Source organism: Rhizobium sp. L51/94 (assembly GCF_019355555.1).
GTDB lineage: Bacteria > Pseudomonadota > Alphaproteobacteria > Rhizobiales > Rhizobiaceae > Rhizobium > Rhizobium rhododendri.
The window spans coordinates 2156741-2179809 of the sequence record NZ_CP072141.1 but is presented as its reverse complement, the minus strand read 5'-3'; the positions used below and the strand labels follow the sequence as shown (position 1 = coordinate 2179809).

Annotated in this window: 28 protein-coding genes, 1 tRNA gene and 1 pseudogene; 15 read left to right on the top strand and 15 right to left on the bottom strand. The window is 61.3% G+C overall.

Translation table 11 applies throughout. The features are described 5' to 3' along the window. Positions 1-50 precede the first annotated feature (50 nt). The 7 genes and pseudogenes from J5274_RS10705 (at position 51) to chrA (ending at position 7572) form a co-directional block, all read left to right on the top strand. On the top strand, positions 51-1613 hold the full coding sequence (locus J5274_RS10705; RefSeq protein WP_142829540.1) for an undecaprenyl-phosphate glucose phosphotransferase: 1563 nt from the start codon (positions 51-53) through the stop codon (positions 1611-1613). Positions 1614-1618: 5 nt separating this feature from the next. Beyond that, positions 1619-2878 carry an O-antigen ligase gene (locus J5274_RS10700; RefSeq protein WP_142829542.1) on the top strand — a complete coding sequence of 420 codons (1260 nt, stop codon included), beginning with the start codon at positions 1619-1621 and terminating at the stop codon, positions 2876-2878. After that, positions 2875-4077, top strand: coding sequence for a glycosyltransferase family 4 protein (locus tag J5274_RS10695; protein WP_224128263.1), 1203 nt, complete (start codon positions 2875-2877; stop codon positions 4075-4077). The genes J5274_RS10700 and J5274_RS10695 overlap by 4 nt, the downstream gene beginning before the upstream one ends. After that, positions 4074-4364, top strand: coding sequence for a helix-turn-helix transcriptional regulator (locus J5274_RS10690; RefSeq protein ID WP_142829543.1), 291 nt, complete (start codon positions 4074-4076; stop codon positions 4362-4364). Before J5274_RS10695 ends, J5274_RS10690 begins: the two co-directional genes overlap by 4 nt. A gap of 108 nt (positions 4365-4472) precedes the next feature. Then, complete coding sequence (locus tag J5274_RS10685; RefSeq protein ID WP_162854771.1) at positions 4473-4622, top strand: hypothetical protein; 150 nt, start codon at positions 4473-4475, stop codon at positions 4620-4622. A gap of 300 nt (positions 4623-4922) precedes the next feature. Then, positions 4923-5879 (top strand): zinc-binding alcohol dehydrogenase family protein, encoded by a 957-nt coding sequence (locus J5274_RS10680; RefSeq protein ID WP_142829545.1) that lies wholly within the window; start codon positions 4923-4925, stop codon positions 5877-5879. 299 nt (positions 5880-6178) lie between these two features. Then, positions 6179-7572 (top strand): annotated as a pseudogene (gene chrA / locus J5274_RS10675) (chromate efflux transporter). A 52-nt stretch (positions 7573-7624) separates the two neighbouring features. Here chrA and J5274_RS10670 read toward each other — a convergent pair. Then, positions 7625-7701, bottom strand: a tRNA-Pro gene (locus J5274_RS10670). Positions 7702-7923: 222 nt separating this feature from the next. Between J5274_RS10670 and J5274_RS10665 the strand changes: the two genes are divergently transcribed. The 3 genes from J5274_RS10665 to J5274_RS10655 all read left to right on the top strand — a co-directional run bounded on the left by J5274_RS10665 (position 7924) and on the right by J5274_RS10655 (position 8869). Further along, complete coding sequence (locus J5274_RS10665; protein ID WP_142829549.1) at positions 7924-8211, top strand: GCG_CRPN prefix-to-repeats domain-containing protein; 288 nt, start codon at positions 7924-7926, stop codon at positions 8209-8211. 86 nt (positions 8212-8297) lie between these two features. Beyond that, on the top strand, positions 8298-8513 hold the full coding sequence (locus J5274_RS10660) for a hypothetical protein (RefSeq protein WP_142829551.1): 216 nt from the start codon (positions 8298-8300) through the stop codon (positions 8511-8513). A 101-nt stretch (positions 8514-8614) separates the two neighbouring features. Further along, positions 8615-8869, top strand: a complete 255-nt coding sequence (locus tag J5274_RS10655; protein ID WP_142829553.1) for a hypothetical protein — start codon at positions 8615-8617, stop codon at positions 8867-8869. Between the two features lie 16 nt (positions 8870-8885). Here J5274_RS10655 and J5274_RS10650 read toward each other — a convergent pair whose 3' ends face one another. Further along, positions 8886-9344 carry a YbaK/EbsC family protein gene (locus tag J5274_RS10650; protein ID WP_142829555.1) on the bottom strand — a complete coding sequence of 153 codons (459 nt, stop codon included), beginning with the start codon at positions 9342-9344 and terminating at the stop codon, positions 8886-8888. Between the two features lie 125 nt (positions 9345-9469). On the opposite strand from J5274_RS10650, the gene J5274_RS10645 reads away from it, so the two are divergent. Together J5274_RS10645 and J5274_RS10640 are read left to right on the top strand one after the other, a co-directional pair. Beyond that, positions 9470-9658 (top strand): hypothetical protein, encoded by a 189-nt coding sequence (locus J5274_RS10645; RefSeq protein WP_142829557.1) that lies wholly within the window; start codon positions 9470-9472, stop codon positions 9656-9658. Positions 9659-9877: 219 nt separating this feature from the next. Then, positions 9878-10231 carry a response regulator gene (locus J5274_RS10640; protein ID WP_374113719.1) on the top strand — a complete coding sequence of 118 codons (354 nt, stop codon included), beginning with the start codon at positions 9878-9880 and terminating at the stop codon, positions 10229-10231. A 9-nt stretch (positions 10232-10240) separates the two neighbouring features. Here J5274_RS10640 and J5274_RS10635 read toward each other — a convergent pair whose 3' ends face one another. The 6 genes from J5274_RS10635 to J5274_RS10610 form a co-directional block, all read right to left on the bottom strand. Further along, a complete protein-coding gene (locus tag J5274_RS10635) occupies positions 10241-10783 on the bottom strand; it encodes a MerR family transcriptional regulator (protein WP_142829561.1) in 543 nt (180 codons plus the stop codon). Positions 10784-10954: 171 nt separating this feature from the next. After that, positions 10955-11293, bottom strand: a complete 339-nt coding sequence (locus J5274_RS10630) for an integration host factor subunit alpha (RefSeq protein ID WP_111220525.1) — start codon at positions 11291-11293, stop codon at positions 10955-10957. Between the two features lie 105 nt (positions 11294-11398). Further along, positions 11399-12370: a beta-ketoacyl-ACP synthase III gene (locus tag J5274_RS10625; protein ID WP_142829563.1), complete on the bottom strand. Its 972-nt coding sequence runs from the start codon at positions 12368-12370 to the stop codon at positions 11399-11401. Between the two features lie 5 nt (positions 12371-12375). Continuing rightward, complete coding sequence (gene plsX / locus J5274_RS10620) at positions 12376-13437, bottom strand: phosphate acyltransferase PlsX (protein WP_142829565.1); 1062 nt, start codon at positions 13435-13437, stop codon at positions 12376-12378. Positions 13438-13540: 103 nt separating this feature from the next. Further along, on the bottom strand, positions 13541-14101 hold the full coding sequence (locus tag J5274_RS10615) for a DUF177 domain-containing protein (RefSeq protein WP_111220523.1): 561 nt from the start codon (positions 14099-14101) through the stop codon (positions 13541-13543). Between the two features lie 9 nt (positions 14102-14110). Then, positions 14111-14704 carry a ubiquinol-cytochrome C chaperone family protein gene (locus J5274_RS10610; protein WP_202617154.1) on the bottom strand — a complete coding sequence of 198 codons (594 nt, stop codon included), beginning with the start codon at positions 14702-14704 and terminating at the stop codon, positions 14111-14113. Positions 14705-14915: 211 nt separating this feature from the next. Here J5274_RS10610 and J5274_RS10605 point away from each other — a divergent pair, with 211 nt between their 5' ends. Beyond that, positions 14916-15425, top strand: a complete 510-nt coding sequence (locus tag J5274_RS10605; protein WP_142829569.1) for an outer membrane protein assembly factor BamE — start codon at positions 14916-14918, stop codon at positions 15423-15425. 58 nt (positions 15426-15483) lie between these two features. Here the strand turns inward: J5274_RS10605 and J5274_RS10600 are convergent, their stop codons facing one another. The 3 genes from J5274_RS10600 to ribH all read right to left on the bottom strand — a co-directional run bounded on the left by J5274_RS10600 (position 15484) and on the right by ribH (position 18868). Beyond that, positions 15484-17628: a sodium-translocating pyrophosphatase gene (locus J5274_RS10600; protein WP_142829570.1), complete on the bottom strand. Its 2145-nt coding sequence runs from the start codon at positions 17626-17628 to the stop codon at positions 15484-15486. 298 nt (positions 17629-17926) lie between these two features. After that, positions 17927-18409, bottom strand: coding sequence for a transcription antitermination factor NusB (nusB, locus tag J5274_RS10595; RefSeq protein WP_111220519.1), 483 nt, complete (start codon positions 18407-18409; stop codon positions 17927-17929). 3 nt (positions 18410-18412) lie between these two features. After that, positions 18413-18868, bottom strand: coding sequence for a 6,7-dimethyl-8-ribityllumazine synthase (ribH, locus tag J5274_RS10590; RefSeq protein WP_142829572.1), 456 nt, complete (start codon positions 18866-18868; stop codon positions 18413-18415). 181 nt (positions 18869-19049) lie between these two features. Between ribH and J5274_RS10585 the strand changes: the two genes are divergently transcribed. Beyond that, complete coding sequence (locus J5274_RS10585) at positions 19050-19553, top strand: cupin domain-containing protein (RefSeq protein ID WP_142829574.1); 504 nt, start codon at positions 19050-19052, stop codon at positions 19551-19553. Beyond that, a complete protein-coding gene (locus J5274_RS10580) occupies positions 19550-20098 on the top strand; it encodes a GNAT family N-acetyltransferase (RefSeq protein WP_224128265.1) in 549 nt (182 codons plus the stop codon). The genes J5274_RS10585 and J5274_RS10580 overlap by 4 nt, the downstream gene beginning before the upstream one ends. A gap of 3 nt (positions 20099-20101) precedes the next feature. On the opposite strand, the gene J5274_RS10575 is transcribed toward J5274_RS10580, so the two are convergent. The 4 genes from J5274_RS10575 to nrdR all read right to left on the bottom strand — a co-directional run bounded on the left by J5274_RS10575 (position 20102) and on the right by nrdR (position 23060). Continuing rightward, entirely contained in the window at positions 20102-20671 is a 570-nt protein-coding gene (locus J5274_RS10575; protein ID WP_142829576.1) for a cytochrome b, read from the bottom strand. A 203-nt stretch (positions 20672-20874) separates the two neighbouring features. Next, positions 20875-21495, bottom strand: coding sequence for a riboflavin synthase (locus tag J5274_RS10570; protein ID WP_142829578.1), 621 nt, complete (start codon positions 21493-21495; stop codon positions 20875-20877). Beyond that, a complete protein-coding gene (ribD, locus tag J5274_RS10565) occupies positions 21495-22580 on the bottom strand; it encodes a bifunctional diaminohydroxyphosphoribosylaminopyrimidine deaminase/5-amino-6-(5-phosphoribosylamino)uracil reductase RibD (RefSeq protein WP_142829580.1) in 1086 nt (361 codons plus the stop codon). Before ribD ends, J5274_RS10570 begins: the two co-directional genes overlap by 1 nt. A 3-nt stretch (positions 22581-22583) precedes the next feature. Continuing rightward, positions 22584-23060: a transcriptional regulator NrdR gene (gene nrdR / locus J5274_RS10560; protein ID WP_111220512.1), complete on the bottom strand. Its 477-nt coding sequence runs from the start codon at positions 23058-23060 to the stop codon at positions 22584-22586. Between the last annotated feature and the right edge of the window lie 9 nt (positions 23061-23069).

The following is a 23069-nucleotide window of genomic DNA, read 5'->3' as shown; positions in this document are numbered from 1 at the left end:
TAGGGGCCTTTCGATAGAAATTGATACGTCAGTGAGACGGATCGAGAGCGATGACGAATATCGAAAAGCCTGATGACTTCGACCTCGACAAAATTCGCAAGAGCGTCTCGGAAATCCGTGCCCGCAGTCCCGACGAAAAGGTCGAGGCCGAGGGCACCGTCAAGCTCAATCCGTTTGCGCGGCAGATCGCCGAGCAGTTTCGCGAAGGCAATTACACGCCGTCGATCATCATCGGCCAGTTCATGCTGTTCGAGTTCGTGTCGTTGCTGGCGCTGGGACTACTGCTGCTTTACCTGCGTTTCGGCAGTCCGACCTATGAAGCGCTGATCCAGGTCCCAATCACGGTGCTTGTCGCCGGGATCAATATTCTCTCGCTGCAAGTTTTCGACACCTACCAGATACCGGTGCTGCGCGCGCCGACGCGCCATCTCCGCCGCATTGTTCTCGGTTGGGCACTGCCGTTCGTCGCAATGCCGCTGTTTGCGATTGCACTGAAGATGCTGCCGACCTTCCCGCCGCGGCTGATCATGAGCTGGTGCCTGATCGGCATGGCGTTCCTGTTTGCGGAGCGGCTGCTGTTTGCCTGGGGCATTCGCCGCTGGGCGCGCAACGGCATCATGGAACGTCGCGCGGTCATCGTCGGCGGAGGTCAACCTGCCAAGGAACTGATCCGGGCGCTGGAGGATCAGGTCGACAACGATATCCGCATCTGCGGCATTTTCGATGACCGGGGAGAAAGACGATCGCCCGTCGTCGTCGCCGGCTATCCGAAACTCGGTACAGTCGCAGAACTCGTGGAATTTGCCCGCGTTACCCGTATCGACATGCTGATCATCGCCCTGCCGATATCTGCCGAGGAGCGTATTCTACAGCTTCTCAAGAAGGTGTGGGTGCTTCCGGTCGATATTCGGCTCGCCGCCCATGCCAACAAGCTGCGCTTCCGGCCGCGCGCCTATTCGCATGTCGGCTCTGTGCCGATGCTCGATATTTTCAACAAACCGATCCCGGACTGGGATTCGGTCGCCAAGCGGGTGTTCGACGTGTTTTTCAGCGTCCTGGCACTGCTGCTGCTCTGGCCGGTAATGGTCGGCGCGGCGATTGCCATTAAGCTAAACTCCAAGGGCCCGGTGTTCTTCATGCAGAAGCGCCACGGCTTCAACAACGAGATCATCAAGATCTTCAAGTTCCGCTCCATGTATACCGACATGAGCGACCCCACCGCCCGCAATGCCGTCACCAAGGGCGATCCGCGCGTTACCAGCGTCGGCCGCTTCATCCGCAAGTCGTCCATCGACGAACTGCCACAGTTGTTCAACGTTCTGCTGGGCACACTTTCGCTGGTCGGCCCACGCCCCCATGCGGTTGCCGCCGCCAGCCATGACCGATCCTATGGCGATGTCGTCGAGGGCTATTTTGCCCGCCACCGCGTCAAGCCCGGCGTTACCGGCTGGGCGCAGATCAACGGCTGGCGCGGCGAGATCGACAATGACGACAAGATCAAATTCCGCACGGCCTACGACCTCTATTACATCGAGAACTGGTCGCTGCTATTCGATCTCAAGATCCTTTTCCTGACACCGATCCGCCTGTTCAACACCGAAAACGCCTATTGAGCCCGATGAGCACGTTCGCCACCCCATCACCGCAGGTCACCCAACCGCAGCTCGCCGCGCTGCGGCTGATCGGCACCGGCTGCGTTGCGTTCGGCGTCTTCCTCTCCGGCTTCGTCGTCGCAGAACCGGCGCCGTACGAACTGTGGCTGGCGATGCTGATCGGCCTATGGTTCATGCTCGGGCTGCGCATCTCGCGCAGCGTGGCGCCTTTGCTCGTGCTGTTTCTGACATTCAACATCGGCGGGATGCTGTCGATGACGCAGATGCGCGATCTCGGCAGCGCCGAAATGGACGCACCGATCTATATCGCCGTTTCCACTTTTCTTGCTCTCAGCGCGGTGTTCTATGCCGCCATCATCGAGCACAACGGCAATGTGCTGAAGCTGATGTTCAAGGTCTGGGTGGCTGCCGCCATCATCACGGCCTTGCTCGGCATTCTCGGCTATTTCCATGCCTTCCCCGGCGCCGGAATGTTCACCCGCTACGACCGGGCGATGGGGGCCTTCCAGGATCCGAATGTCTTCGGCCCCTATCTGGTGGCGCCGACGCTGTATCTCATCCATGGCGTGATCATCGGCGACCTCCGTAAGGCGCCCCTGAAGGCAATCGGACTGACGATCCTCGCACTCGGCATCTTCCTGTCGTTTTCGCGCGCCGCCTGGGGCCTGTTCGCCTTCTCGTCGGTGGCGCTGGTGTTCTTCATGCTGCTCAAGCACCGCAGCAATACGTTTCGCCTGCGCATCCTGGTCATGACGCTGACGGCAATCCTGCTGCTTGGCGCAGCCCTCCTGGTCGCCCTGCAGTTCCACCAGGTCAGCGACCTGTTCTCGACCCGCACCCAACTGGTGCAGGACTATGACGGAGGGCACCTCGGGCGCTTCGAGCGCCATCGTATCGGCTTCCTGCTGTCGATGCAGCGCCCGCTCGGCATCGGGCCGCTGGTGTTTGCGACAATGTTCCGCGAGGACGAACATAATATCTGGCTGAAGACTTTGACGACCTACGGCTGGATCGGTTTCTTCTGCTGGGTGAGCATGATCTGCTGGACCATCTATATCGGCTTCAAGAACGTGTTGAAGGAACGGCCCTGGCAGCCGTTCCTGATGATTGCCTGGATCGTCGTCCTCGGCCACGTCGGCATCGGTAACGTCATCGACACGGATCACTGGCGCCATCTCTACATGCTGATCGGGATCGTTTGGGGCTGCGGTGCGCTCGAAGTTCGCCACCAGCATCGGCTTGCCCGGGGAGAAATCGCGGCATGAACGCCAGCACCGCGACTACGCACCTGTCGATGCTGCAGATCCTCGAGCCCGGCGGCGGCGGCTCCGGCCGGCATTTCCTCGACCTCTGCCGGGCCATGCAACACCGTGGCCACGCCGTGACGGCGATCTATTCACCGGTGCGCGCCGAACAGAAATTTGTCGAGGAACTCGAGGGCATGGGCCTTACCGCCGTGCATTCGGTCGGCATGAAGCGGGCTCTCGGCCCGGCCGACTTCACCGCCTGGCTGGAAATCCGCCGGATAATCGCCACGCATGGCCCATTCGACCTGATCCATGGCCACAGCTCGAAGGCCGGGGCTCTTGCGCGCCTGCGGCTCCCCTGGTCGAAGACGCCGGTGCTCTACACACCGCACGCCTTCCGGACGATGGACCCCTCGCTCGGAGGAAAGCCGCGATTTGTCTTCGGCAGCATCGAGCGGCTTCTCGGCGCGTTCTTTTCCGACCGCGTGATCTGCGTCTCGCGTGACGAATACGATCATGCCGTCTCGATCGGTATTCCGAGACGCCGGCTGCGGGTCGTTTACAACGGCGTCGCCCGACCGCCGGTCGGCGAACGCGAGGCAATTCGCACCCGCTTCGGTATTTCTCCGGACGATATACTTTTCGGCTTCGTCGGCAGGCTTTCCGCCCAGAAGGCGCCGGAACGACTGGTCTCGGCCTTTGCGCAGGTCGCAGAACAGCTGCCTTCCGCCAGGCTGCTGATGATCGGCAGCGGCGAGCTCGAACAGGAGGTCAGACAGCGCATGGCTGCCGCCAATCTCGGAGACCGTGCGCATCTCGACAGCAGCATCCACGGCCCAGTCGCCATCGACGCTTTCGATATCGTCGTCATGCCGAGCCGCTACGAGGCCATGTCATACGTCATGCTGGAAGCAGCATCGGGCGCCAAGCCCCTGATCCTGACCGACGTCGGCGGCGTCAGCACAGTGCTCGAAGACGGGCGCAACGGCATCAGGATTGCCAACAGCGACGATCCGGAAGAGCTGGCAGCCGCGATGCTCAGCGCTGCGGAACCGGAGACCAGGACGATCTTTACCGCCGAGGCGCAGCGCCGCCGCAACCGATACACGCTGTCTGGCATGGCCGACGAAACCGAGGAAATCTATTTCGAATTGCTCGGCCATCGCCTGCCCACCCTCTTGAGAACGCCGGAGAATGCCCTAGAGTTGAAGGCATGATCACAGCAGCACAAATCCGCGCCGCCCGCGCCATGACCGGCCTCTCCCTGCAACAGCTGGCGGACGCCGCCAGGCTCAGCTCAGCCGAGGTCGAAGCCATCGAAACCGGCACTGAACCCGCCAACAGCCACGCTGTCTCGGCCATCCGCGCCGCGCTCGAGGCCAGCGGCATACAGTTTCTCGCCGATGGTAGCCAGGATGGCGGCGGCGCCGGCCTGAGGCTGAAACACACGCATGGCGACGAGGGCACACGCCCCGAAAACCTCAATTCCACCAACGACGACTGAATTTATCCTTTCGACACAATTTCTCCGGCAGCGCAATAAATCCTGCGACGCACGGAACAAAAGCGGCAGTCGCGCATTCTGCCCCCGCATTACGCTCAGGGGGACATCTTGAATCGCAGCAACGGGCTCTATCTCATTATCGGCGCACTGATCGTCGCCGTCATCGGCCTTGGCGCCTATGTCTATCACGAAAAGCAGAAGCCCGAGGGTGTCGAACTCACCATCGGCAAGAACGGCGTTTCAGTCGAACAGAAATGACACGCGGGGGTCGGTCGCCTCTCTCGACGCTACCGACCCCGCACTCCGTTATAACAACGTTCCCTTCTTGGATGACTCACAGTTGCCTGTACCCTGAATTCAGGCTGTGCAGTAATCAGCAACTATCAGAGACAGCTCAGTCGCTTCTCCCTTCCCCACCTCTACATTCGATACGAAGCCACTCAAATCATTAGTCCTGCTACGCATTAACGTCCTCATGCGCTTGTCTGCGGTGTGGGGCACACTACATCTGCGCGGTCTGTCGCCCCATGGCGGCTTATCCCACAAGGAGAAAAGCCAGTGAAAGCTGCAATCTACAGCGAACCAGGCACCCCGGATGTTTTTCATTACGGTGAGGTTGCCGATCCTGTTCCAGCCGACGACGAAGTGCTCATCCGCGTCGAGGCTATCAGCATCGAGGGCGGCGACCTGATCAACCGGGCGCTGACGCGCCAGGGTGCCGACGAAGTGGTCGGCTATGCGGCAGCAGGCACGATCCTGCAGGTTGGCAAGGCTGTGACAGGGCTCTCCGTCGGGCAGCGCGTTGCAACTTTCCAATGGAAGGGATCGCATGCCACTCTTCGCGCGGTTACGGCGGCAAATTGCTTCATCGTTCCAGATGGCCTCGATATCGGCGTGGCGTCCGCCATTCCCGTCGGCCCCGGCACGGCGGCCTATGCGCTCAAGCTCGGTGATTTGCAGAGCGGCCAAACCGTCCTCGTCCTCGGTGCCAGCGGCGGCGTCGGTCTTGCCGCCGTCCAGCTTGCCGCCAAGGCCGGCGCACGGGTAATCGGCACCGGCACCAAGGCAGAGAGCCTCGCAAAGCTCAAGGCCTATGGCCTCACGGACGCAATCGTCACCGCTGACCAGCCGGCGAGCGAACAGGTCCGTGCGCTTCTCGGGGGCAACGAGGTCGATCTCATCATCGACAATGTCGGCGGCGACGCACTGGTCGATTCTCTCAAGGTGTTGAAGGACGGCGGCAAGGCTGTGTTGATCGGCGTCTTCGGCGGCCGCAGCACGATGATCGATGCGGGCCAGATCCTGATGCACCGCCACGTCATCATCGGCTGCCTCCTCGGTACGGCAATGACCGATCCCGAGGCACGCAGGCTGATCGAGGAACTGTTCCCGATGGCCAAGGACGGTTCCCTCAATGTCCCGATCGATGCCACGTTCCCCCTCTCCGAGGCAGCGGCAGCGCACCGACGGGCAGAAGAACGCGGCCGCATCGGTCGCGTCATCATGACGGTCTAGGCTTTCGGGCGCATTTTTGTGTCTCGGACTGAAGTCACAGGCGGCGCACCGTCGCCTGTGACACGCAAGCGGCAGCCTCCTGGAGCCGGTCACCTGCTTGACAGCCGCCCTGTGCCGCTGCCACTGATGAGCGGGCTGCGTAACGCAACGCGGCGTGCTCTGGAGCGATGTCCACGGCAAACACATCCCATCAGGACGCGTCATGCCGTTACCCCTACAGATTTCGATCATCAGGCAGAGACAAGGGTCCCGCCTCGCCGGCCACTTTGTCGCCAGACGCTGCCGGAAGGGTTAAAACCTTGGCAGATCGTGTCGCAGTCGAGGCTCCCGACAGTCGCCCAGTGCACGGCATTGCCTTTGGCGAGGCGCTGCTGGTGTGGGCTCGGATCGCCGCCCTGAGCTTCGGGGGCCCGGCCGGGCAGATGCGCTGATGCACCGAATTATCGTCGAGGAGAAGCGCTGGGTCGGTGAAGCGCGCTTCCTGCATGCCTTGAACTACTGCATGCTGCTGCCTGGCCCGGAAGCCCAGCAGCTGGCGATCTATCTCGGCTGGCTCCTGCACCGCACGGCTGGCGGGCTTGTCGCAGGCACGCTGTTCGTACTTCCCGGTTTCGTGGCAATCCTTGACCTCAGCTATCTATACGCCGCCTTCGGGGATGCCGGCATGGTGGCAGGACTGTTCTTCGGCCTGAAGGCCGCGGTTCTTGCGGTGGTCGTGCAGGCAGTCCTGCGGATTGGCGGACGGGCGCTCAAGAACCCCGCCATGATCGCCATCGCTGCCACGGCCTTCGTGGCGATCGCAGCATTCCATGTGCCGTTCCCGCTGATCATCGTTACCGCCGGTCTAGCTGGCTATGCCGGATCGCGGGCGGGACTTGGCTGGTTCCGGATCGATAGCGGCCACCGACCGGGCTCCGGGCGGGTTCTGCCGGATGCAGACTCCGCGCTTGGCGAGGACACCCCAGAGCACGCGCGTCCTGACGTCGGCTGGTCCTTGCGAATAGCCATCGTCTTTCTCACCCTGTGGCTCGGACCGGTGATCCTTCTTCATGTCCTCTTGGGCGCGGACAATGTGTTTACCCAGATTGGCGTCTTCTTCAGCAAGATGGCGGTCGTCACCTTCGGTGGCGCCTATGCGGTGCTTGCCTATGTGGCCCAGGAGGCCGTGCAGCACTATGGATGGCTGAAACCTGGGGAAATGCTCGACGGGCTCGGCATGGCCGAAACGACCCCGGGCCCGCTGATCATGGTGACGCAGTTCGTCGGCTTCATGGGCGCCCTGCGCAATCCGGGGAGCCTGAACCCAATGCTCGCGGCAACGCTGGCCGCCATTCTGACGACGTGGGTAACCTTCGTGCCGTGCTTTCTCTGGATCTTCCTCGGTGCGCCGTTCATCGAGCGCATGCGCAGCAATGTCCCTCTTTCCGCCGCCATGTCGGCGATAACAGCTGCCGTGGTCGGTGTCATCCTCAACCTGGCGATCTGGTTTGCCATCCATACGCTTTTCGGAGCGGTCCGTACGGCAGCCATCGGCCCTGTCAGCCTCGAAATCCCGATTTTAGACTCGGCAGCCATTCCCGCCATGGCATTGTCGCTGGCAGCGGCCATCGCGATCTTCCGCTTCAGAGCTTCCGTCGTCGCGACGCTGATAGCCTGCGCCCTCGCCGGCATGGCATGGACCGCCCTAAGGTGAAGCAGCCAGCCTAATATTTCTGTGATTTTACCAGGGATATCAAGGAGATAATTGGTCGGGGCGACAGGATTTGAACCTGCGACCCCTTGACCCCCAGTCAAGTGCGCTACCGGGCTGCGCTACGCCCCGACCTGCCTAAAAGGCTTGGTCTGATTAGTCTTTCGACTTTCTGGACGCAAGCGAAAAAATGCCGGGTGCCGAATGAATTTGTGAGGGGGTTGAGATTCCTGTCTGAAGCCGTATCCCGGCGTTCCCAGAATGCCCGATTTTTGCCCGGAAATGGCCTAACTCGGTTCATCAGCCGTTCAGACCTGCGGTCGCTAAATAAGCCGTCCAATAGGAGGAAGTTTGATGAAGAACATGATTATTGCCTCTGCAATTCTGGTCGGCGGTTTGTTCGCGACAGGCGCGAGCGCAATGCCTGCGGTCTCGATCGCCAAGGCCCCGACCGTCGTCGTGCAGGTGGATTACGTCTGCGGTCCTGGCTTCCACCAGACGCCGTGGGGCGATTGCCGACGCAACGGCTGGCGCCGTCTGCCGCCACCACCACCACCGCGTTTCTATGGTCACCATCGCCCGCCACCGCCATACTGGGGTGACCGCAGATGGCACCACCACCGCCACTACGACGACTACTGAGATCGTCGCATAAAATCCACTCGCGAGGGGGAACGAACGAGGCCAGGCCCGCGTTTCCCGTCGCCAATACAAATCGAGGAAATCCCATGAGAAACCTGATCATAGCTGCTGCAATCGCAGTGACTTCCATCGTGTCATTCGCACCGGCCTCATACGCCGACACCGTCACCACCGTGACGACGCGCGAACGGCCGATGCACCGCGGCTGGCATCACCCCCCACGCCGTCACTGCTACGTCAAGGTGACAAAAGTGCGTCACCATGGCCAGCTGGTAGTCCGCAAGACGCGCGTTTGCCGTTAATTGCCCGGACTGCCCGCGTTCGCGCGGGCAGTCCGTTGAATGACATTGCTATCGGAACTTCGCAGCCACTTGGCTGTTTCTCTGCAACATAGGAGAAGAAGATGGCAAAGAACGACGAAGACCTCCACGCCGGCTTTACCGGCACGCCCATAGAGCCTTCCGACAGCGTCGCCGAAAAGGCAAAGGCTGTCGTTTCTGGCCTGAAGGACGAGGCAAGTGCCGTATCAGCAGCGGCGGCCGAACACCCGCACACAGCGACTGCGCTGCTGGTGACCATCGGTGCCATCGCATTCGGTCTCGGCTACGCGCTCGGACACTCTTCCGGCGTTAACAGCCGCCAGCGCTTCTGGCGCTAAGTAGGCAACAACCAAATTACTGGCAGACGTCGACCCACTGAGCACCGGTGAGATCTACCATTCTCTGCGGCGACAATCTCACTGCCGAGTTTGTCGCCCCGGCCGCCGGAAGAACTTCCGCGTAGGCCTGCAACGATACATCGCAGTAAATGGGCAAGTCCGTTGCGAGACCGAACGGGCAGACGCCACCGACGGGATGTCCCGTCAGTGTTGCCACATCTTCCAAATCCAGCATCCGGGGCTTGGCGCCGAGCGCCTCGCGGCTCTTCTTGTTGTCCAGCCTCGCAGTACCGCTCATGACGACAAGGATGACCTTGTCGCCGACCCTCAGGCAAATCGTCTTGGCGATCTGGCCAGGTTCCACGCCGTGAGCAGCAGCGGCCATGGCAACGGTAGCGGAGCTTTCAACCGTTTCGATAATCGTCAGGTCTGGCGCATTGGCTTCGAAAAAGCGTCTTACAGTTTCCAGTGTCATGGTCCACGGATGCCATAGGCCTCCACGGGGTGCAAGCCCGGCGGCAACGGGAATTCGTCGCCTCCCCTCAGGAACATTCCCCAGGATTCGACGTTAGCGAGGTGGGCTACAGGAGGACTGATACCATGAGCACTTATATCGACAGCAAGACAATCGAGAACGCTGCCAACAGGCGCGTGTGGAGCGTTCCCGAATTTGCCCGGCGCTACCGGCTGGACAAGACTGAGGAAGACAAGTTGTTGGCGCTTCTAGGGCCCTTCGCGCTCGAACACGAACTGCTGATGAACGCCCAGCGGCGCCCGGTTTTCCGGTAGAGTGAAATCCGCGACAGTTTGCAACGGGCGCCTAAGGCGTCCGTTTTGTTTTCGAGGCGGTATTCCGGCTCAGCATTTCCCTCTACGCGGGGCATAGCTCCGCTACATGACATAGATGTCTGGCGCCGAAAAAGCAGACGGTCCGCTAACGGACCTTGACACCCCGTCGTTTCAAGCCAAATAAGCTGCTGGTAGGGTTGAACAGGGGAACACATATTCGTGACACACCGCAGAATTCTGGTCGTAGAAGACGATGCGCTGATCGCCATGCTTTTGGAAGATATGCTTTCGGAACTCGACTACGCGGTTGCCGGTACGGCAGCGGATTTGGAAGACGCGCTTGAAATGGCGGAGGGTGGCGCGTTCGATGCAGCTATTCTCGACGTGTCTCTGGCAGGCAAGAGCTCGCTGCCGGTTGCACGTCTGCTCGATGAGAAGAACAAGCCCTATATCTTTGCCACCGGCTACGGCGTCCTGCCCGAGGGCATGGAGGGCAGCGGTCGTCAGCTGCTCAACAAGCCCTACCAGCTACACCAGCTGGAAGCCGCCCTTACCAGCCTCAACATCGGCTGAGGCCTCCGGTCAGCGAACCTGATCGAGGAGACGCTTGCATTCCAGCAGATCGTAAAGCGCTTCCTGCAACAGCGCGCGATCTTCCTTGCCCACAGTCGACCCGCCCAGTGAAATCTCCGGAGCGCCCTCTTCGCCGCCTCCGAAATTGAAGAACCGACGGCTGGTCGGAGTCTTGGCGCGGCCGACAATCTGGTCTTCCTCGGCGGTGCTCACGCGTGGTTCGGACGGAGCCGGCTCTTGTACCGCAGCAGCAAGCGCCTCGACGCTGGCAAGGTCGCCACTGCCGACCGCGATAACGAACTTGTTGCCATTCGTCTTCAGAAGCTTTTGGACGCCCTTGATCGTGTAGCCGTGGTCGTAGAGAAGATGGCGGATGCCCTTTAGCAGATCGACGTCTTCCGGCCGGTAATAGCGGCGGCCGCCGCCCCGCTTCATCGGCTTGATCTGCAGGAAGCGGGTTTCCCAGAAGCGAAGAACGTGCTGGGGGAGATCGAGATCGTCAGCGACTTCGCTGATGGTGCGGAAAGCATCCGGGCTTTTGTCCAACGTCACTCTCCCTGCACGACCATTCTCGCCATCTGGTAACGAATCGCTATATTTCAAAGGTTTGCGACACGCATTTCAAGTGCAGTCTGCGGGTGTTACACAGTGAACACCAGCATTATGCAAAAATATGTGTTGGAAAATTGGTCGAAGTTGCCCGCTGCAAGGCGGTTAGCCCGTTCAGGCCACGGGCGCCGCGGGCTTGACCTTGGTCTTGCGGCTCGTATGGGCCTTCAGGATGCGGGTCTTCAGCACGTTGGATGCCTTGAATGTCATCACCCGGCGCGGCGATATCGGCACTTCCTCGCCCGTCTTCGGATTGCGGCCGATGCGCTCGTTCTTGTCGCGCACCTGGAACGTCGCAAACGACGAAAGCTTGACGATTTCGCCCCGCACAATGGCGTTGCAGATCTCGTCGATCACGGTTTCGACCAGTTCCGCGGATTCGGTACGGGACAGGCCGACCTTCCGGAACACCGACTCTGCCAAGTCTGCCCGCGTGACTGTCTTACCGGTCATGGTTCCCCGCCCATCGTGTTCTGGAATTGTGGTCGCCGCGAGAGAGTATTGCCCTTGCGCCGAACGGTCAAGCTCTTGTTCGGAATCGGAATTTGGGTTTGGCAGCTACCAGCGCAGCAACACCGCACCCCAGGTAAACCCGCCGCCCATGGCTTCCAGCATCACCAGATCGCCCTTCTTGATCCGCCCGTCTCCGGCCGCAGTCGCAAGCGCCAGCGGAATGGAGGCCGCCGAAGTATTACCGTGAAGATCGACGGTGATGACGACCTTCTCCGGCGGAATGCCGAGCTTCCTCGCGGAACCGTCGATGATGCGGCGGTTGGCCTGGTGCGGGACCAGCCAGTCGAGATCGTCGGCGGTGGTCCCTGTCGCCTCGAAAGCGGCAACAATGACGTCAGTGATCATGCCGACCGCATATTTGAAGACTTCGCGGCCTTCCATGCGCAGCTTGCCGACGGAGCCCGTCGAGGATGGCCCGCCGTCGACGAAGAGCTTGTCCTTGTGTGACCCATCGGAGCGCAGGCTGGCGGTCAGCACGCCGCGATCGGCAACAGTGCCCTCGCCTTCAGCCTTCTCCAGAATCAGCGCGCCTGCCCCGTCTCCGAACAGCACGCAGGTGGTGCGGTCGTTCCAGTCGAGGATGCGCGAGAAGGTCTCTGCACCGATCACCAGCACACGGTTGGCAAGGCCGCCGCGGATGTAGGCATCGGCAGTGGTGACAGCATAGACGAAACCGCTGCAGACCGCCTGAAGGTCGAACGCGAAGCCGTGGTGCATGCCCAGACGGTTCTGGATATTGACCGCAGTCGCTGGAAAGGTGTTGTCCGGCGTCGAGGTTGCAAGGATGATCAGGTCGATGTCAGCGACCGTCAGGCCGGCATTGTCGAGCGCAGCACGGGCAGCGGCTTCGCCGAGCGATGCGGTGGTCTCGCCATCTCCGGCGATGTATCGCTGGCGGATGCCGGTGCGCTGTACAATCCAGTCATCGGACGTATCGACGACGGTTTCCATTTCGCGATTGGTCATCACGCGCTTCGGAAGCGCTGCCCCGAAGCCGCGGACTACTGAACGGATCATGCTGATTATACCTCGTCGCTCATGACAGCTTCCGGCCCGATGGGCGGCAGACGCATGGCATGATATCTCTTGAGATCGTTTTCTATTTTCTGAGTGAGGCCGTTTTTGGCCATATCGTAGCCGACGTCGATGGCCGCTGCAAAGGCGTCGGCGGTGGCGCCGCCATGGCTCTTGATGACGATGCCGTTGAGGCCTAGGAACACGCCGCCATTGACCTTGCTTGGATCGAGCTTTTCACGCAGCATGTCGAAAGCACCCTTGGCGAAAAGATAGCCGATGCGGGCCATCAGGGTCCGGTTCATCGCCGAGCGCAAATAGCCGGCGATTTGCTTGGCTGTTCCTTCCGCCGTCTTCAGGGCGATGTTGCCGGAAAAGCCCTCGGTCACAACGACGTCGACGGTGCCCTTGCCGATGTCATCGCCTTCGACGAAGCCGAAATATTCCAGCGATTCGAGATTGGCCTCGCGGATCAGGCGGCCGGCATCCTTGACCTCTTCCTGTCCCTTCATCTCCTCGACACCGACGTTCAGCAGCCCGACCGTCGGTCGCTCCACCTCGAACAGCGCCCGCGCCATGGCGCCGCCCATCAGGGCAAAATCCAGTAACTGCTGCGAATCGGCACCGATGGTGGCGCCGACGTCGAGCACGATGCTCTCGCCGCGCAGCGTCGGCCAGATCGCAGCAATGGCGGGCCGTTCGATATTGGCCATGGTGCGCAGGCAGAACTTCGACATCGCCATCAGCGCGCCGGTGTTGCCGGCAGACACGATAACGTCGGCCTCGCCGAGTTTCACCGCTTCGATCGAGCGCCACATGCTCGAGACATTGCGACCGCGACGCAGCGCCTGACTGGGCTTCTCGTCCATGGCGACTGCGACTTCGCAATCGTAGAATACGGACTTTGCCTTGAGCTTGGGAAACTTGTCGATCAGCGGTTGGCAAAGGTCTTTCCGGCCATAGAGCAGGAAGGAGATTTCCGGGTGCCTTTCCAGCGCCTTGGCAGCACCGGGGATGACAACTCCAGGGCCGAAGTCGCCACCCATAAGGTCGAGAGAAATTCTGATCACGCCTGACTGATCCTTTTTTTCCGCCACATTTGGCGAAATTTCGGCCAAAATACCGTTTTTCATTTGCCTTACAACTGAATTGTGCCGAAGGGGCTGCGGAAGCCTATTCCTTCTTCCAGTTCTTTAGAGCAGCAAATGCTGACGGTTTGACGTCATTGTCGGCGGTATCCTCGATATGGTCCTCGAAGTCCAGACCGGGCTTGCGCGGATAGGGTTCGATGCCCATTGCGGCAAATTCCGTGACGATAGAGCCGGCATCGATGACATCGCCGACAAAGGTCTCGGGCAGGTCGTCACCGTCTGGGTTGAGCACCAGTTCGCCGGAGGGCTGAACCGGCACGCGGGCGAGCTTGGATCCCTCGGGAACGAACAGCTGGTCGAACTCCTCGTCGATCTCGGAGGCGACCGGGTCGAGCGAAACGACGCACTCCTGCACGATCCGCGCCTTGACTGTACCCCTCACCCTGACGCCATCGCGCTTCCAGCGGGAGATCTTCAACTCGGCCTTGAGATCGTCGACCGAGACGACATTCCACAGAGCAGCCAGGCCCATACGTTCAGCCTCGTCGGCTTCGAGACGCACCTCGATCGGATTGAGCGAAATATGCCCAACCTTGACGTTGTAGGAAAACGGGTTTTCGGCTGTCGCCGTCTTATTCTTCATCTTTGCCTCCTATGCCGGCACCGGCAGTGACGCCGAGCCTGTGGCAATTTCCGCTTCCGAAATGCCCGACAGATGGTTTTCCGCCGACATCATCCAGTCGGCCAATCCCAGCATGTCAGGCGCATCGTCGCGCGGTTCGGGATATATGTTGCGGCGTAGCGCCTGCGCGAGTGCCTCACGATCGTTGCTGTCCATCGCCGCAGCGTAGGATTCGAGACGACCGTAGAACATGCCGGCCAGTTTCTTCATCCGCTTTGGCACGCCGTTGTCGCCGACGCCGAGTTCCCGGATCGAATAGTCGATATCCTGGAAGAATGCATCGACAATTTCCTGGGCGATCTCCTGGCCGCTGGTCCGAGACGACCGGGTGCGGCGAAAAAACAGGATCATGACGGCCGACAGCATTTCGAAACGGCCCATCACCGTGTCCGGGACGTCCAGTGCGGCATAGAAGCCGGGCTGGCGGGCTGCAGCGGTCAGGGCAGCATATTGCCGCTCGACGATCGTCCGATTGTGATTCTTTTTGGCAAAGAGCCCGAAGATCATCGAATTTCCCAGAATTGGCCCATTCGGCGCGCCGCATGGCGCCGGCCCTTGTTGCATCCGTCAAAAAGCTGGTTTACCGAAGCAGGCGCGAATTGCAATGCCGTTGGTGCCCTTGCGGGAACCGCCCGATCTGTCCGGCCCTGGTGCCACGACAGTCGCTTCAGGGCCATTCGTCCATCACCGGATTTTCCGCATATCGCGGAAACGCCATAATGATGTGCGCAGCAAGTGTTCCGGGCGGTCGGCCGCAGGATTGATAGATAGGGAGATGTCGTTGACGCGACGGGATTTCAAGTCGGACAGAACTTTCATCCGGGGCGCCACTATCGCCCTGCTGATTGCCACCGCAGGGATTGCAGGCTGCCAGACTGGCGACGTCATGAATGGCGGCTACATCTTCGACCAGCAGTCGCTCGATCTGGTGCCGGTCGGCTCCAGCCGCGAGCAGGTGCTGCTGTCGCTGGGCACGCCATCGACGACGGCGACGTTCGACGGCGAGGTGTTCTATTACATCTCCCAGAAGCGTACGCGCCCGGTGGCCTTCATGAAGCCGCACCTGGTCGCCCAGTCGATCCTGGCGATCTACTTCGACAAGGACGGTGTCGTGAAGCAGCGGGCGAACTACTCGCTGAAGGACGGCAAGCCGTTCGACATGATTTCGCGCACGACGCCAACAGGCGGCAAGGACATGACCTTCCTGCAGCAGGTCCTGATGGGCAGCGGCACGGGTGCCAATGGCGCCAAGAACCTGCTGAACACCGTCAACCCGGGCCAATAAGCCCACCAATCAAGACGAAGCCCGCGACGCACTCATGCGCCGCGGGCTTTTTGGTGTATCAGGCTGACCGAGCCAGCACTGCCAGCAGCAGCAGGGCAACGATGTTGGTGATCTTGATCGCCGGATTGACGGCGGGACCGGCCGTATCCTTGTAGGGATCGCCGACGGTATCGCCAGTCACAGAGGCCATGTGTGCCTCCGATCCCTTCATGTGCCGCACGCCATCCTTGTCGACGAAACCATCCTCGAACGACTTCTTGGCATTGTCCCATGCGCCGCCGCCCGACGTCATCGAGATGGCGACGAACAGGCCGTTGATGATGACGCCGAGCAGCGAGGCGCCAAGTGCTGCAAAGGCCGAGGCCTTCGACCCCGATATCAGCAGCACTCCGAAATAGACCACGACTGGCGCCAGCACCGGCAGCAGCGAAGGGACGATCATCTCGCGGATGGCCGCCTTCGTCAGGATATCCACGGCCCGACCGTAATCCGGGCGCTCGGTGCCGAGCATGATGCCGGGCTTTTCGCGAAATTGCCGGCGTACTTCCTCGACGATGGCACCGGCGGCGCGGCCGACCGCTGTCATGGCGATGCCGCCGAACAGGTAGGGAATCATGCCGCCGAAGAGCAGTCCGGCGACAACGTAGGGATTGGCGAGATCGAAGGAAATCGCCCCCATGTTGGCGAAGTAGGGAAACAGGTCGCCATGGGCGGCGAAATATTTCAGGTCGTTGGAATAGGCGGCAAACAGCACGAGGGCGCCGAGGCCGGCAGATCCGATGGCATAGCCCTTGGTGACGGCCTTGGTCGTATTGCCGACCGCATCCAGCGCATCGGTAGATTTGCGGACCTCAGGCGGCAGATGGGCCATTTCGGCAATGCCGCCGGCATTGTCGGTGACCGGACCGAAAGCGTCGAGCGCGACGATCATTCCGGCGAGGCCCAGCATTGCCGTGACGGCGATGCCGGTGCCGAAAAGGCCACCGAGCTGGTAGGTGGCAACGATGCCGCCGATGATGACGATGGCCGGCAGCGCCGTCGATTCGAGCGAAACAGCCAGTCCCTGGATGACGTTGGTTCCGTGACCAGTCACCGACGCCTGGGCGATGGAGACCACCGGGCGCTTGCCTGTCGCGGTGTAGTATTCGGTGATGACGACGATGAGGGCCGTAACAAGCAGACCGACGAGACCGCAGTAGAAGAGGTTGAGGCCGGAGACATCGACGCCGCCGACTGTTCCGATCGAGCCCCAGCCGATGGTGGCCGATGTCGCGATGGCAAGCCCTGCGATCGACAGCAGCCCGGTGGCAACAAGCCCTTTGTAGAGCGCGCCCATGATCGAGCCGTTGGGGCCGAGCTTGACGAAGAAAGTGCCGATGATCGAGGTGATGATGCAGGTGCCGCAGATGGCCAGCGGATAGACCATGGCGACCGGCAGGATGGCGCTGCCTGCAAAGAAGATCGAAGCCAGCACCATGGTGGCGACGACGGAGACGGCATAGGTCTCGAACAGGTCGGCCGCCATGCCGGCACAATCGCCGACGTTGTCGCCGACGTTATCGGCAATGGTGGCCGGGTTGCGTGGGTCGTCTTCCGGAATACCGGCCTCCACCTTGCCGACGAGATCGCCACCGACATCGGCGCCCTTGGTGAAGATACCGCCGCCGAGCCGGGCGAAGATCGAGATCAGCGAGGCGCCGAAGCCGAGTGCCACAAGCGCATCGACGACATCTCGCGAGCCGGGATCGTGACCGAGAATGCCGGTAAGGACACCGTAGTAGACGGAGACGCCGAGCAGAGCGAGACCGGCCACCAGCATGCCGGTGATCGCGCCGGATTTGAAAGCGATATCGAGGCCTGCCGACAAGCTGACAGACGACGCCTGTGCGGTGCGGACATTGGCGCGCACCGAGACGTGCATGCCGATGAAGCCGGCGGCACCGGAGAGTACCGCGCCGATGAGGAAGCCGATAGCCGCCTCGCCCGAGAGCAGCCACCAGGCGGCGAAGAAGACAACGAGGCCGACAATGGCAATGGTTTTATACTGACGCGTCAGATAGGCCTGCGCGCCTTCGCGAATATAGCCGGCAATTTCCTGCATTCGCGCATTGCCCTGGTCGGCAGCCAGCACCGAGCGGGTCGCCCATCCCGCGTAGAGCAGCGACAGCACCCCACATGCAATGACGCCAAAAAGTATAAGCATTCGATCTTCCCTCCCAAAAAGCCGGCGCTTGTCTCCCCCGGCCGCAAAAGGCATCGGTCGCCAACCTCCTCCAAGGATGGCGGCCTTTGCGGAAGGCGAGATTGCGTGCGGGACAACCGCGCGTCAAGACGGGCGGCAGGCAAAAAGCCATGGGTGGCAAAAACAGCAGTCGTTATGCACGGGAGTGCCGAAGATCCTGCAAAGCGAGCCAAATCAGGGCTGAAAAAGCCGGATGGGATGACGAAGAAGCGGCGCGCAGGGGTAGATTTTCGAACTACTACGGCGACTCAGGCGAGAATCACTTCTTCGTCTCGACCCGGACTTGCTTGGCGATGCGGTCGAGCACCGCGTTGACGAGCTTGGGCTCGTCGTCGCCGAAGAATGCCTGGGCGATCTCGACGTATTCGGTGACGATGACGGCCACCGGTACATCCTTGCGATCGACGATCTCGAATGTGCCTGCACGCAGGATGGCACGCACCGTGCTGTCGAGACGCGACAAAGCCCAGTCGTCCTGCAGCGCCTGGCCGATCAGCGGATCGAGATGCGTCTGCTCACGAACCACGCCCGATACGATCGAGCGGAACCAGGAGGCATCGGCCTTCAGGTAGGTTTCGCCGTCGACTTCCTGTCCGAGGCGATGCGCCTCGTATTCGGCAACGACCTCGAGCACGCCGCTGCCGCCGATATCCATCTGGTAGAGCGCCTGTACTGCGGCGAGACGCGCTGCGCCGCGCTGGTTGGCGGTCTTGACCGGGCGCTCGACTTCCTCGTTGCTCATCGCTCAGGCACCCAGCTTCTGCTTGACGGAAATCATCGTCAAGGCGGCGCGGGCGGCAAAGCCACCCTTGTCCTTGTCGCTGCGGCGGGCGCGGCTCCAGGCCTGTTCGTCGTTTTCGACGGTGAGAATGCCGTTGCCGATGGCGAGCGACTCGCTGACGGACAGATCCATCAATGCGCGCGACGACTCGTTGGAAACGATATCGAAATGGTAGGTCTCGCCGCGAATGACCATTCCGAGCGCAACGAAACCGTCATATGCCGTGCCGCCATTGTCGGCGCCGTCAAGCGCCATGGCGATGGTCGCCGGAATTTCCAGCGCGCCGGGCACGGTGATGATGTCGTAGGTTGCGCCGGCTTCTTCGAGCGCATGCTTGGCGCCGTCGAGAAGCGCATCGGCCATATCGTCATAGAAGCGGGCTTCGATAATCAGAATATGAGCATTGGATGAGCTGGACATACGGCACCTGGATCTTGAGTGGCGCGAACGCCTGACATGGCGGGCGTCAAACCATGCCGTATCGCGGTTGGCAAGTGTTTTTCGGTCTCAGACAGGCAATAGAGCGCCCGGAACCGCGCAAGACTGCCCTTCCCGCCCTGGCCGGGTTCCGATAATCTGGTACCACCACAGGGAGTTGTGAATGACAGACACAGACAAGGTTGCCGTCAGCCTCGACGCGCTGCCGCTGGAAGACTGGCAACAGGGCGAATATTACGGCGGCAGCGACGCTTCCTTCGGGGCAATAATCGGGCTGAAGCAACTGGGCATGAGTTACAACATCGTCCCGCCCGGCAAGTCCGGCTGCCCGTTCCACAACCACCATGTCGAGGACGAGGCGTTCATCATCCTCTCCGGGCAGGGCGACTACCGGTTCGGTGCGCGGCGTATTACGGTCAAGGCCGGCGATGTGCTCGGCGCGCCCGCAGGCGGCCCGGAAACGGCGCACCAGCTGATCAATACGGGCGACACGCCCCTCGTCTTCGTCGCCATCTCGACGGTAGCCAGAACCGAGATCTGCGAGTATCCCGATTCCGGAAAGTTCATGGCAAAGACGCGGGTCGGCGACGCCGTGACGAAGCGCTTCCGCTTCGTCGGCCGGGAAGAGAGCAATGTGGATTACTGGGACGGAGAACCCGGCGCATGAGCATGGAAGCAGCGGATGGCAATGTGCCGGTGATGGTCACCGAGCGTCTGGTCCTGCGGGCGCACCGGCTCGACGATCTCGAGGCTTGCACGGCGCTGTGGGCCGACCCAGCCGTGGTCCGCTTCATCGGCGCGGTGCCGTTCTCACGCGAGCAAAGCTGGGCGCGGCTGCTTCGCTATGCCGGGAGTTGGCAGATGCTCGGTTTCGGCTTCTGGGCTATCGAAGAAAGAGAAAGCGGCGCGTTTGTCGGCGAAGCCGGGTTCCTGGAGGCAATGCGTGACATGACACCGTCGATCGCGGGAACACTGGAAACAGGCTGGGTGCTGAACCCCACCTTTCATGGCAAGGGCTATGCGACCGAAGCCGTCTCGGCGATGATCGCCTGGGGCCAGGAGCGCTTCCCCGAGCAGCGCATGACCTGCATCATCGCCTCCGAACACGGTGCTTCCATGCGGGTGGCCGAAAAGCTCGGTTTCGAAAAGGTCACCACCACTTCCTACCTCGGCTCCGAGGTCACGCTGCTGGAACGTGCACGCCGCCTTTAAGACTCAGACGCGCGCCGGCAGCATCCGTCTCAGCACACCGTCGCGCATCAGGTAATGGTGTGCGAGAGCGGCAACGGCGTGCCCACATGCAAGGATGATAATCGTCCAGCCCACGTAATAGTGGATCGAGGAATACCAGTGGCCTAGCTCCTTGTTCTCCCCGATAGGATTGGGAATCGAAAACAGGCCGAAGAACATGAACGGCTCGCCCTGCGCCCAGCGGAAGAGATAGCCGAGCACAATCTGCGCCGCCAGCATGAGGTAGAGCAGATGGTGGACACTCTTCGACAGGATGCGCTGGATACCGGTTTCCAGCGCGGCAAGCTTGCGGCCACCCGTCGAACGCCAGAAGACGCGTGCGATGAAGATCACGCTGAGCAGGATGCCCATCGAAATATGCAGGGACTGCAGGGATTTGCGAAGCGGCGTGCCCCTCGGCAGGTAATCCCAGGTGATCGCGGAGGCGAACAGGGCGATGACCAGCAATGCCGAGAACCAGTGCAGGGTTATTGTCCATCGGTCGTATCGCATAGCGCGCCCGGCTCGGACTGGTGACAAGGATTCGATGGACATTGGATTTCCTGCTTTTACGTTACACGGCGTCGAAGCTACAACGCAGATGAGGCAGACATGGATACAAAGGTCGGATCCCATCGATGCCGCAGTTTTCAAAAATGCGCGTTGATCTGGCGCACCCGCAGCGCCTAACGCAGATTTCTTACGCCAAGATTACGAAATGCAGCGAAAAGGTCGCTTTTTGATGATGACCGCACGCTTCAACCCGCTTGCGCGGCCGGGAACTCTGCCAGTCGCGCGGCGTATCGCGCCATGGTGTCGACTTCGAAATTGACGAAATCGCCGGTCTTGCGCTCGCCCCAGGTGGTGACCTCGAGCGTGTGACGGATGAGCAGAACGTCGAAATCGGTGCCATTCACGGCGTTGACGGTGAGCGATGTGCCGTCGAGAGCAATCGAGCCCTTCGGCGCCACGAATTTGGCGAGGTGCTCTGGTGCGCGCAGGCGATAACGGGTGGCCTCGCCCTCCTCTGTAACCGACAAGATCTCGGCCTTGCCGTCGATATGGCCGGAGACGATGTGGCCGCCGAGTTCATCACCGATCTTCAGGGAGCGCTCGAGATTAATGCGGGTGCCTGCCGTCCAGGTGCCAACCGTTGTCAGGCGAAGGGCCTCTTCCCAGGCTTCCACCTCGAACCAGCGATCGTTGCTTCCGCCTTCGGGAAGACCGGTCACCGTCAGGCAGATGCCCGAATGGGAGATCGATGCGCCCATGGCGATGGTCTGCGGATCGTAGATGGTGGCGACGCGAAGCTTGATGCCCTCCTTCATGGGGGAAACTTCTTCGACGGTGCCGATATCGGTGACAATTCCGGTGAACATCAGATGTCTCTCTCATAGGTGTCGCAGCGATCGTCGCCGTAGACTTCGGTGCCGACATGGGTGAAGCCTGCAGGGATATCGGTGCTTTGAACCGGCGATGCAAGGCCATCCGTGCCGATGGTGATGGGTGCTTGAAATAGCAGGATGCGGTCGACGAGACTGGCCGCGAGAAAACTGCGGATAGTCTTAGCGCCGCCCTCCACCAGCAGCGAGGATATGCCGCGACCGCCAAGCGTCGTCAGCAGCATCGCCAGATCTTTCGGATCCTGATCGAGGATCTCGATGCCTGCATCCCGGAGAGCCGCGCGCCGGTCCGCGTCATTGACGAGCCCGACCGAAATCACAGGTACCTCCCCGGCAGTCTTTGCCAGGTTCGAGGACAGCGGCAGTTCAAGCCTCCGATCAAGCACCACCCGAATGGGAGAGCGGTGTTCGAGACCCGGCGCCCGGCAGGTCAGCAGCGGATCGTCTGCAATGGCGGTACCGATGCCGACGAGGATAGCATCGCTCTCGGCGCGCAGAAGCTGGACTGCAGCGCGGGCTTGCGGACCGGTGATCGCGACCTGTCCCGCACCCAACCTGCCGATCATGCCATCGGCGGAAATGGCAAGCTTGACAGTGACATAGGGACGGCCTTGAGTCTGCCGCATGAGGTAGCCAGCCATCGACCGGCAGCCCTCCGTCTCCAATACGCCGGTCTCGACAGTAATGCCGGCGGCCCGCAGCATCTGGAGACCACGACCGGCGACGCGGGCATCGGGATCACCGACGCTGACGACAACGCGCGAAACGCCTACTGCAATCAGCGCATTGGCACAGGGCGGCGTGCGACCGTAATGGGAACAGGGTTCGAGCGTGACGTAGGCCGTAGCGCCCTGGGCCGACTCGCCTGCTGCGGCCAGGGCCTGCGGCTCTGCATGCGGTCGGCCGCCGAGAGCCGTCACCGCGCTGCCGACAACACTGCCATCCTTGACGATGACACAGCCGACGGAAGGGTTGGTGCTGGTCTGGCCGAGATGCCGGCGCCCGAGGGCGATGGCCTCGGCCATGAAGAATTCATCGGTTGCCGACTTTGGGCCAGTCATCGCTCAGCCGTCCAGTGGATCGCGGGCGATCTTCGCGTTGATCTCGGCGATGACCTTTTCGAAATCCTCGGCATGGGAAAAGTCCCGATAGACAGAGGCGTAACGGACGAAAGCGACATCGTCGAGCGTCTTCAGGGCTTCCAGAACCTGCAGGCCGATCTGCTCGGACGAGATCTCGGTCTCGCCGGAACTTTCAAGACGACGGACAATGCCGGAGACGGCGCGCTCGATGCGGTCTCGATCCACCGGGCGCTTGCGCAGCGCGATCTCGAAGGAACGCACCAGCTTGTTGCGGTCGAACAGAACCTTGCGGCCGGTCTTCTTGGTGACCATGAGTTCGCGCAACTGCACGCGCTCGAAGGTCGTGAAGCGACCGCCGCATTCCGGGCAGATGCGCCGCCGGCGGATGGAGGTGTTATCCTCCGCCGGACGCGAATCCTTCACCTGGGTGTCTTCGGTCCCGCAATATGGGCAGCGCATTTAAATCCC

Coding starts and splice junctions, on each gene's coding strand:
- J5274_RS10650 (WP_142829555.1), bottom strand. CDS start 9,344: ATGACACTGGAAACTGTAAGACGCTTTTTCGAAGCCAATGCGCCAGAC.
- J5274_RS10695 (WP_224128263.1), top strand. CDS start 2,875: ATGAACGCCAGCACCGCGACTACGCACCTGTCGATGCTGCAGATCCTC.
- J5274_RS10645 (WP_142829557.1), top strand. CDS start 9,470: ATGAGCACTTATATCGACAGCAAGACAATCGAGAACGCTGCCAACAGG.
- J5274_RS10700 (WP_142829542.1), top strand. CDS start 1,619: ATGAGCACGTTCGCCACCCCATCACCGCAGGTCACCCAACCGCAGCTC.
- ribH (WP_142829572.1), bottom strand. CDS start 18,868: ATGTCCAGCTCATCCAATGCTCATATTCTGATTATCGAAGCCCGCTTC.
- J5274_RS10600 (WP_142829570.1), bottom strand. CDS start 17,628: ATGCTTATACTTTTTGGCGTCATTGCATGTGGGGTGCTGTCGCTGCTC.
- nusB (WP_111220519.1), bottom strand. CDS start 18,409: ATGAGCAACGAGGAAGTCGAGCGCCCGGTCAAGACCGCCAACCAGCGC.
- J5274_RS10610 (WP_202617154.1), bottom strand. CDS start 14,704: ATGCAACAAGGGCCGGCGCCATGCGGCGCGCCGAATGGGCCAATTCTG.
- nrdR (WP_111220512.1), bottom strand. CDS start 23,060: ATGCGCTGCCCATATTGCGGGACCGAAGACACCCAGGTGAAGGATTCG.
- J5274_RS10630 (WP_111220525.1), bottom strand. CDS start 11,293: ATGACCGGTAAGACAGTCACGCGGGCAGACTTGGCAGAGTCGGTGTTC.
- J5274_RS10585 (WP_142829574.1), top strand. CDS start 19,050: ATGACAGACACAGACAAGGTTGCCGTCAGCCTCGACGCGCTGCCGCTG.
- J5274_RS10655 (WP_142829553.1), top strand. CDS start 8,615: ATGGCAAAGAACGACGAAGACCTCCACGCCGGCTTTACCGGCACGCCC.
- J5274_RS10705 (WP_142829540.1), top strand. CDS start 51: ATGACGAATATCGAAAAGCCTGATGACTTCGACCTCGACAAAATTCGC.
- J5274_RS10570 (WP_142829578.1), bottom strand. CDS start 21,495: ATGTTCACCGGAATTGTCACCGATATCGGCACCGTCGAAGAAGTTTCC.
- J5274_RS10605 (WP_142829569.1), top strand. CDS start 14,916: ATGTCGTTGACGCGACGGGATTTCAAGTCGGACAGAACTTTCATCCGG.
- J5274_RS10660 (WP_142829551.1), top strand. CDS start 8,298: ATGAGAAACCTGATCATAGCTGCTGCAATCGCAGTGACTTCCATCGTG.
- J5274_RS10575 (WP_142829576.1), bottom strand. CDS start 20,671: ATGTCCATCGAATCCTTGTCACCAGTCCGAGCCGGGCGCGCTATGCGA.
- J5274_RS10665 (WP_142829549.1), top strand. CDS start 7,924: ATGAAGAACATGATTATTGCCTCTGCAATTCTGGTCGGCGGTTTGTTC.
- J5274_RS10625 (WP_142829563.1), bottom strand. CDS start 12,370: ATGATCCGTTCAGTAGTCCGCGGCTTCGGGGCAGCGCTTCCGAAGCGC.
- J5274_RS10615 (WP_111220523.1), bottom strand. CDS start 14,101: ATGAAGAATAAGACGGCGACAGCCGAAAACCCGTTTTCCTACAACGTC.
- ribD (WP_142829580.1), bottom strand. CDS start 22,580: ATGACTGGCCCAAAGTCGGCAACCGATGAATTCTTCATGGCCGAGGCC.
- J5274_RS10580 (WP_224128265.1), top strand. CDS start 19,550: ATGAGCATGGAAGCAGCGGATGGCAATGTGCCGGTGATGGTCACCGAG.
- J5274_RS10690 (WP_142829543.1), top strand. CDS start 4,074: ATGATCACAGCAGCACAAATCCGCGCCGCCCGCGCCATGACCGGCCTC.